We start from the raw sequence: 6495 nt of genomic DNA on the forward strand, positions 1-6495 counted from the left end.
CTCTCAGCCATTGTGGAATGTCATAGGCCTTTCCTAGTATTGCGTAAATATAACCGCTTATTATCTCAAGCGTCATGTTCCGCAAGGGATTGTTCTCCCTCTTGACATCCTCCCTCAGGCGCCTCATAACCTCGTGCATATGCTCCACCTTGCCTTGAAAGACATAAAGGCGCAACAGCACAAAGACGGCGTTTATTGATATGCAGTATTGATTCTGCATCCTCGCTTTAATTATTGCCTTTTTGGCGTTGCGTTCGGCTCCCTCGTAGTCGCGTGTCTCAAGAGCGTATTCCGCCCGCATGAGATAGTCGCTGCCGGTGCCGATGCCGTTGGCGATGTCGGAAAACAAGGAAAATTCACTGGCGCCGTAATCCGCGGTGTGCTTGAGCGTGCCCGGTTCCATATAATAGGTATAGAGAAAATGGGGGCAGCCGAAAGTATATTCGCCTTCCCGTCGCATTATCTTGGTCTGCCTTCCCCTAAACAGCTTTGCCGCTTCTGAAGTGTGAAATACCATCTGCTCAAAATCGTTGAACACCATAAAGACTCTGTTGACGCATATCTCGGCGAGAATGAGGTCCATGTATTCGGGATCCAACGCGTCGTCGTTGGAAAAATGGGCGAAGGTCTCCTCAAGCAACTCGCCGCCCCTCATGGCCTTTTCAGGGTCGCCGCTTCTTAGCAGGAAACCCATGTATTTTAAATAGGCAAAGGGATATTTGTATAAAAGCTCCTTTGGCGCATCCGAAAACAGTTCGTCCGCCATAACAAAACCGATGTCATCAAAGTCCGGCAGGCTGTCATCATCAAAGATGCCTAAAAGGGTCTCGATATCTCCTCCATAAAACAGGCTGGTATACGCTTGCAGATATTCGTTTTGCGATAGAAACCATTGTCCAAGTCTTCTGTAGAGAGCCTTCTTTTCCTCCTCATCGGAAAACCTTGAGCGCAGAAAGTCCAGCATTATGTTGTGAATCTTATATGTGTCATTCTTGTGGTCGTACACAACAAAGGCGTTATCGCGCGCCAGCCTCTTTATGAGGCCGGGCGCATGCTCCTCGCCGGTCACAAGCTGCGCCTGTTTTTCCGTAAAGATATCCATTATGGAAAGCTTAACCAAAAAGCGCTTCACCTTTTCATCGTAGACGTTGAAGAGCGCCGTCTCGATTATGTTGTCGATTATTACGTTGTTTCGCTTGATTTCAAGCCCATGCTCGGCTCCCATTATCATCAAATAAACAAGGGAAACCCAACCGCCCGTCAGCTCGTAAATCTCTCCGATCTGCTCTTTTGAAAGCTGCAGCCTTTTGAGTTTGCAAAACTTTCTTACTTCGGGCAGGGTAAATGCGAGCTGTTTCTGCGGGAAAATATAGACAAGCCCCTTTGCGAGAAATTCCGTTATGTCAAAATTGGCGGTATTCCTCGCGACCAATACGATGTGAAGGTCTTTAAAAGCCGAGCAGACAACTGTCTTTAAAAACAGGTTGATATCGGGTTCTTTTACCAAATGGAAGTCGTCCAGGATTATTACCGTTCTCTTAGGAAACTCCACATCCTCCAGAATGGACATGATGTTGGCGAGCTTGAGCGCGTCATCGGGAAAGCCCAGCCTCTTGAGTTTTTCACCTTCCGCCGTGTCTATGTTTTTGATGACCTTGGAAAAGGAGTTCCAAAAGAAAGAAAGTACGTTCTTTTCGGACAGAAAATTGATGTAAAATGCGTTGCACTCCGCCAAAGCCGCATAGTCCTTTATTGCCGTGGTTTTACCATATCGATGGGGGCCTCTATTATGGAAAAAGGGTATTCAAAGATGTTCATTAGTTCCAAATTGAGGCGCTGCCTTTCAACTTTTATAGCTTTCATCCGCCTTATCCTTTAACAAAAACATATTTTTCTTTTGTTTAAGCTCAAGATTTGATAGCAAACCCTTTAAAAATTATATTACAATGACTGTATAAATGCAAATTTTTCCATAAAGCTATTCTTGTAAGAGAAAATACTTAAAATCGCCGATAAAACTGCTGCGCTATCGGCGCGCGTGGCTTTATTAATATCTATTTATAGTAAATGATAAAATCTTTTGGGAAAAGCGCGGTATAAATTCACCCTATAAAACTTATTATATCAGCTTTGAGGCTTTTGTTTTTTTGTGTGTTTTAATATATCTATAAGGACAAATACAAGATATATTAAAAAAAACAATAATTGAGATAAGGTCAATTTTTCTATAAAAGGCATAGCTTATCGCAAATGCCAAAAAGCTTAAAATATGAGCTATGTAAATATATCTAAAGCTTATTTTTATTTTTTGATATTCAACCAGCATGTAAAAAACCATATATAATGTATGCTAAGCGCGATAACATAAAGACCCTTCGTCAAATAGAAAAAAAGCTATATTTTTTTCCTCTTGAAGATATCGCGTCAAAAGCTTTATTAATTGCATTAAAAAAATATTACTCAAAAGGGTGTTATTGTTAATTTAATTTATTAAATATTTTAATTTTTTGTATTTTTGAGATGACCATTCTATTTTTTTTATTAAAAAGCCGTTAAAACAATTGATTTTACACATAAAAAAACATATAATTACACTAATAATATTATTGTTATAGAATTCTTTTAAGGAATTTTTAACAGTAAATTAAAAATCTATAGGGGGTTAATTTTAAATGAAAAAAAGATCTATTTTGTTCATGATAGTCATGAGCGTCATTACCGCTTTCTTTTATCAGCTTTATTGGTACATAGCGTTCCAAGTTGAACTCAAAAAAGCCACTAAGGAAGGCTTTGGCGGCCTTGGCCATTTCTTGGCGTCATTTTTCACATTGGGTATTTATAATATTTATTGGCAATATGCGGCTGGCAAAAGACTTGCCAAACAAGGCGCAAGCGATCACAGCTTAATCTATTTGATATTCTGTTTTATTCCAGGAGTGGCAATTTTGAATCCTTTCCTTATGCAACATCAAGCCAACGGCCTAAAAAAATAAGATATAATAAGGATTAAAATAAACATAAAAAAATCTTATTGCGCCGTATTTGGACGGTGCGCCAAAAAATTATTTTACTGATAAGTTAATATTTGAAGGTTTTGTCCCCGCGCCAAAACCCGAATATCATTTGAAAATTGGTTTTTGACCCGATGTAAAAACATTTTATGACGAAGCTCATAATAGACCAAAATAAAAAATCTGCAAAATTTTAACTAATAATCCCTTTTGAGAAATCTCAAAAGGGATAATTCTTTATAAAATAGGTTTTGAGTTTTTTACGCGCAGTTTAGGTCTTTCTTTTGATATTTGAAGTATCCCCAAATATTTAGAGCTATCGCCGGGACTGCCCATATTACTATCGGCTGCCAATTAAAAGTTATATTGCCTACCCCTGCCACTAGCTTGCTGGTGTCCATTATATTAAAGATAAAAAGATGGTTTAGATTGGTTATCCAAGAAAACTTGGGCGCTAGCGTGGCAGTCAAAAACAGCGTTAGCATAGAAACAAAGTATAAAACGATACAGGTCATAATACTAATGGCAAAATAATTTTTGCCCTTTTTTATACTCGCTATGCCGTACATCAATAAACCAAAAATAAGATTCATTAAAAACATTCCGCCATGAAGAACAAAAAATTGCCCTACATTAAAATTAAAGTCAAAATTATCAAACGCCGCAAGCATCAAAAAGCTCGCGCCCATAATCACAAGGCTGAAAATAAATAAGATTGACAAGAACGAAAGCATCTGGGTTAGGAACATCTTTTTTCTGGAAATGGGATGAGAAAACAAAAACTCGGTCGTGTTTTTACTCTCGTCTTTCAAAAGAGCCGCCATCGCGACAATAGAGCTAAAGACCAAACCCAATGTCAGGGTGTCGCCGTCGTAGCCCAAAACATAAAATTGAAAAATATTGGTGTTTGATATTAATTGCTGAACTTCATCTAAGTCAATATTTTGCAGTATCAAATATGTCCCCAAATTTAACAAAATAAATACCAATATTACGACAGTCCATACAATCAAAAAGACCTTGCTTTGTTTGATAGTGCCCGCAATTAACGACGGGTTTATATATTTATTTGATTTTTTTATATTTTCCATGCCTTACATCCCCTATTATATATAATACTGCAAAAATGTTTGCTCTAGATTGCCTTTTTCTTTGGACAACTCTTTTACGTTGATTACATCCGCAATCTTGCCTTTTTTGATGATAGCGGCTTGGTCGCAAACTCTTTGGACATCGTTAAGTATATGGGTGGACAGCAGCACGCTCGCGCCGCGCTGCCTTTCTTTTTCTATAAGATCAAAAAATCTTTGCTGCATTACCGGGTCAAGCCCGCTTGTAGGCTCGTCCATAACCAGCAAATCAGGGCTATGCATAAGCGCCAATATAATGCTTACTTTTTTCGCGTTGCCAAAAGACAGCTCTTTGCCCTTCTTTTTGACATCAAGCTCAAACAGCTCTACAAGCTCCCGGACTCTTTGCATGCCGCAGCCTCTTAACTTCGCCGAATACTCAAAAATTTGGGCGGCGTTAAAGTTTTTGTAAAATATCGCCTCGGCGGGAACATAGCCCACGCGGCTTTTTATCTGCTCGTCAAATTTGGTAACATCCTTAGAAAAAATACGCGCGCTTCCCGATGTGGGAAAAAGCAAGCCCATAAGTATTCTAATGGTAGTGGATTTGCCCGCCCCGTTTGGCCCGATAAAGCCAAAAATTTGGCCCTGGTCAACGCTGAAGGACACATCCTCAATCCCCATATGGACGCCGTAATATTTCTTGAGATTAAAAATCTCTATTATTTTTCCCATAAAAATTGCTCCTTAACAAAAAAATAACACATACCCATTATAACAAAAAGGTATGCGCCTGTCTAAGACAAAAACCAATATATAATACTCTTAATTAAAAATTAATAATTCTAATTAAATTTTAATCAAAATCTTTGTCGAAAAAATATTATTTTATGCTATTATTTTTTTCTTTATATTCAATCAACGCTTGACATAATTGGTCGGGACAAGATGTTCCGTTGCGGCAGATTATGCCTTTTAAAGAATTTATAATGTCGTCTATATTTTTGCCTAAAACCAATTTGGTGATTCCTTGAAGATTGCCGCTGCAGCCGCCCGCGAACTTCAGGTCAATCAACTTGTTATCACGAACATCAAAGATAATTTGTCTAGCGCATGTGCCTTTTGTATGATAAAGCTCCATTTATTTCTCACCGTATATAAAATAAAAAAATTCCTACATTATTATATCACCTAAGCGTTTTTTGTCAATATCAAAAAATTTAGCGCTGTTTTTAGTCCAAATTTTCTAGTGTTCCCAAAAGAACTTCAAAGGGTTTTTGACGAAATTTGCCTTAAAGAATAAAAAAAGCGTTATTTAAGAAAAATCTTTTTTTGGACTTTTTCGCAAGGTGGAAAAAAATCCAAACACGCCCGACAAAAACGCGCCCGCAATCAACATATAAAAGCCGATTTCGGCTTTCATTGAAATAAACCCGTTACCTATATTGAAAAAGTTATAGTAATAATTATTGGATAGAGTAAACGCGATGCCAAAGATAACGCTCAGCAAAAAAGAAGCCATTAATATATATGACATAAGCCTGCGCAAAAAATTATAAAAATGTTTGCGCGGCCTTAAAAGCTGCAAGACGCTAAATAGCACAAAACCCAAACCCGCCAACATGGCGGTAACGGCGACCATGCGCGTCAAGACTGCCCAAGCCCCGTAAAACTTGCCGTTATGCTGAACAAAGAGCGGTCTTATATTGTTAAAATTATTAAATAAGCCGTATCCATACAAGGTTTTCCCGTCTGCCGATACCGCCCATACATCCAAGAACATAGGCAATATCAGCAAAACTACGCTCATGCAAGCAATTAAGGCAAGAATTATATTTTTCCTGTTCATAACCTGTTTTAAAATCCGTTTTTTATGTTTATTATTGCTGTTTTGGGATTTTATATTATGATAAGTATTTAAAAATTGATATAGTTTTTTAAAGCGATTGTCATTTAATAAAAAATTTTTTAAATAATTTATACGCGCCATTAGCTTGGTGTTTTTTGGGGCGAATTTCAAAACCCCGCGCATAAATCAAAAATAATTATAAAATATTCCCTTGATACTGTTTGTCCATTAACTTCTTCGTTTTTTCTGTCAAAATCTACCAAAAAGTAAAGATAGCCTTTATATAACGCGATGTTGGAACAAATTTCGCCTCCAGAAACTAGATATTCCCATTTTAGTGCGCCCTTTATCGCCCTTGCTGTCTATGCCGTTTTTATTGCCTTTATCGCCAATATATTTAGGGTCGTTGGCATTTTGATAATCGTCGTTTCTTTTATGCAGGCGCAAGCAGAAAAAATAACGCGCAAAAGCTATAATATTGACAGCGCCGATGAAATTGCGGGCAAATATAATGTTTTTAAAGACTGCCAAATAACGACTTCCGAGCTGCTGCCTTATACAAAAA

At 37.9% G+C, this 6495-nt stretch carries 7 protein-coding genes; 2 read left to right on the plus strand and 5 right to left on the minus strand.

What is annotated here, in order from left to right; all coding sequences use genetic code 11:
* Window positions 1-1735 (minus strand): LuxR family transcriptional regulator (locus GX756_06845; GenBank protein NLC17575.1); only part of this gene is annotated, 1735 nt, incomplete at its 3' end.
* A 937-nt stretch (window positions 1736-2672) separates the two neighbouring features.
* On the opposite strand from GX756_06845, the gene GX756_06850 reads away from it, so the two are divergent.
* The gene (locus GX756_06850; protein ID NLC17576.1) at window positions 2673-2993 is read left to right on the plus strand and encodes a DUF4234 domain-containing protein; all 321 of its coding nucleotides are present in this window, start codon (window positions 2673-2675) and stop codon (window positions 2991-2993) included.
* Window positions 2994-3271: 278 nt separating this feature from the next.
* Here GX756_06850 and GX756_06855 read toward each other — a convergent pair whose 3' ends face one another.
* The 4 genes from GX756_06855 to GX756_06870 form a co-directional block, all read right to left on the minus strand.
* On the minus strand, window positions 3272-4102 hold the full coding sequence (locus tag GX756_06855; protein ID NLC17577.1) for an ABC transporter permease subunit: 831 nt from the start codon (window positions 4100-4102) through the stop codon (window positions 3272-3274).
* 15 nt (window positions 4103-4117) lie between these two features.
* Window positions 4118-4816, minus strand: a complete 699-nt coding sequence (locus GX756_06860) for an ABC transporter ATP-binding protein (GenBank protein ID NLC17578.1) — start codon at window positions 4814-4816, stop codon at window positions 4118-4120.
* A gap of 148 nt (window positions 4817-4964) precedes the next feature.
* Window positions 4965-5222 carry a TIGR03905 family TSCPD domain-containing protein gene (locus GX756_06865; protein ID NLC17579.1) on the minus strand — a complete coding sequence of 86 codons (258 nt, stop codon included), beginning with the start codon at window positions 5220-5222 and terminating at the stop codon, window positions 4965-4967.
* 174 nt (window positions 5223-5396) lie between these two features.
* Window positions 5397-5930 (minus strand): hypothetical protein, encoded by a 534-nt coding sequence (locus GX756_06870; protein ID NLC17580.1) that lies wholly within the window; start codon window positions 5928-5930, stop codon window positions 5397-5399.
* 291 nt (window positions 5931-6221) lie between these two features.
* Between GX756_06870 and GX756_06875 the strand changes: the two genes are divergently transcribed.
* A partial coding sequence (locus GX756_06875) for a hypothetical protein (GenBank protein NLC17581.1) occupies window positions 6222-6495 on the plus strand: 274 nt, incomplete at its 3' end.

Source organism: Clostridiales bacterium (genome assembly GCA_012512255.1).
In the GTDB taxonomy this organism is placed as follows: domain Bacteria; phylum Bacillota; class Clostridia; order Christensenellales; family DUVY01; genus DUVY01.

Coding starts and splice junctions, on each gene's coding strand:
- GX756_06850 (NLC17576.1), top strand. CDS start 2,673: ATGAAAAAAAGATCTATTTTGTTCATGATAGTCATGAGCGTCATTACC.
- GX756_06855 (NLC17577.1), bottom strand. CDS start 4,102: ATGGAAAATATAAAAAAATCAAATAAATATATAAACCCGTCGTTAATT.
- GX756_06860 (NLC17578.1), bottom strand. CDS start 4,816: ATGGGAAAAATAATAGAGATTTTTAATCTCAAGAAATATTACGGCGTC.
- GX756_06865 (NLC17579.1), bottom strand. CDS start 5,222: ATGGAGCTTTATCATACAAAAGGCACATGCGCTAGACAAATTATCTTT.
- GX756_06870 (NLC17580.1), bottom strand. CDS start 5,930: ATGAACAGGAAAAATATAATTCTTGCCTTAATTGCTTGCATGAGCGTA.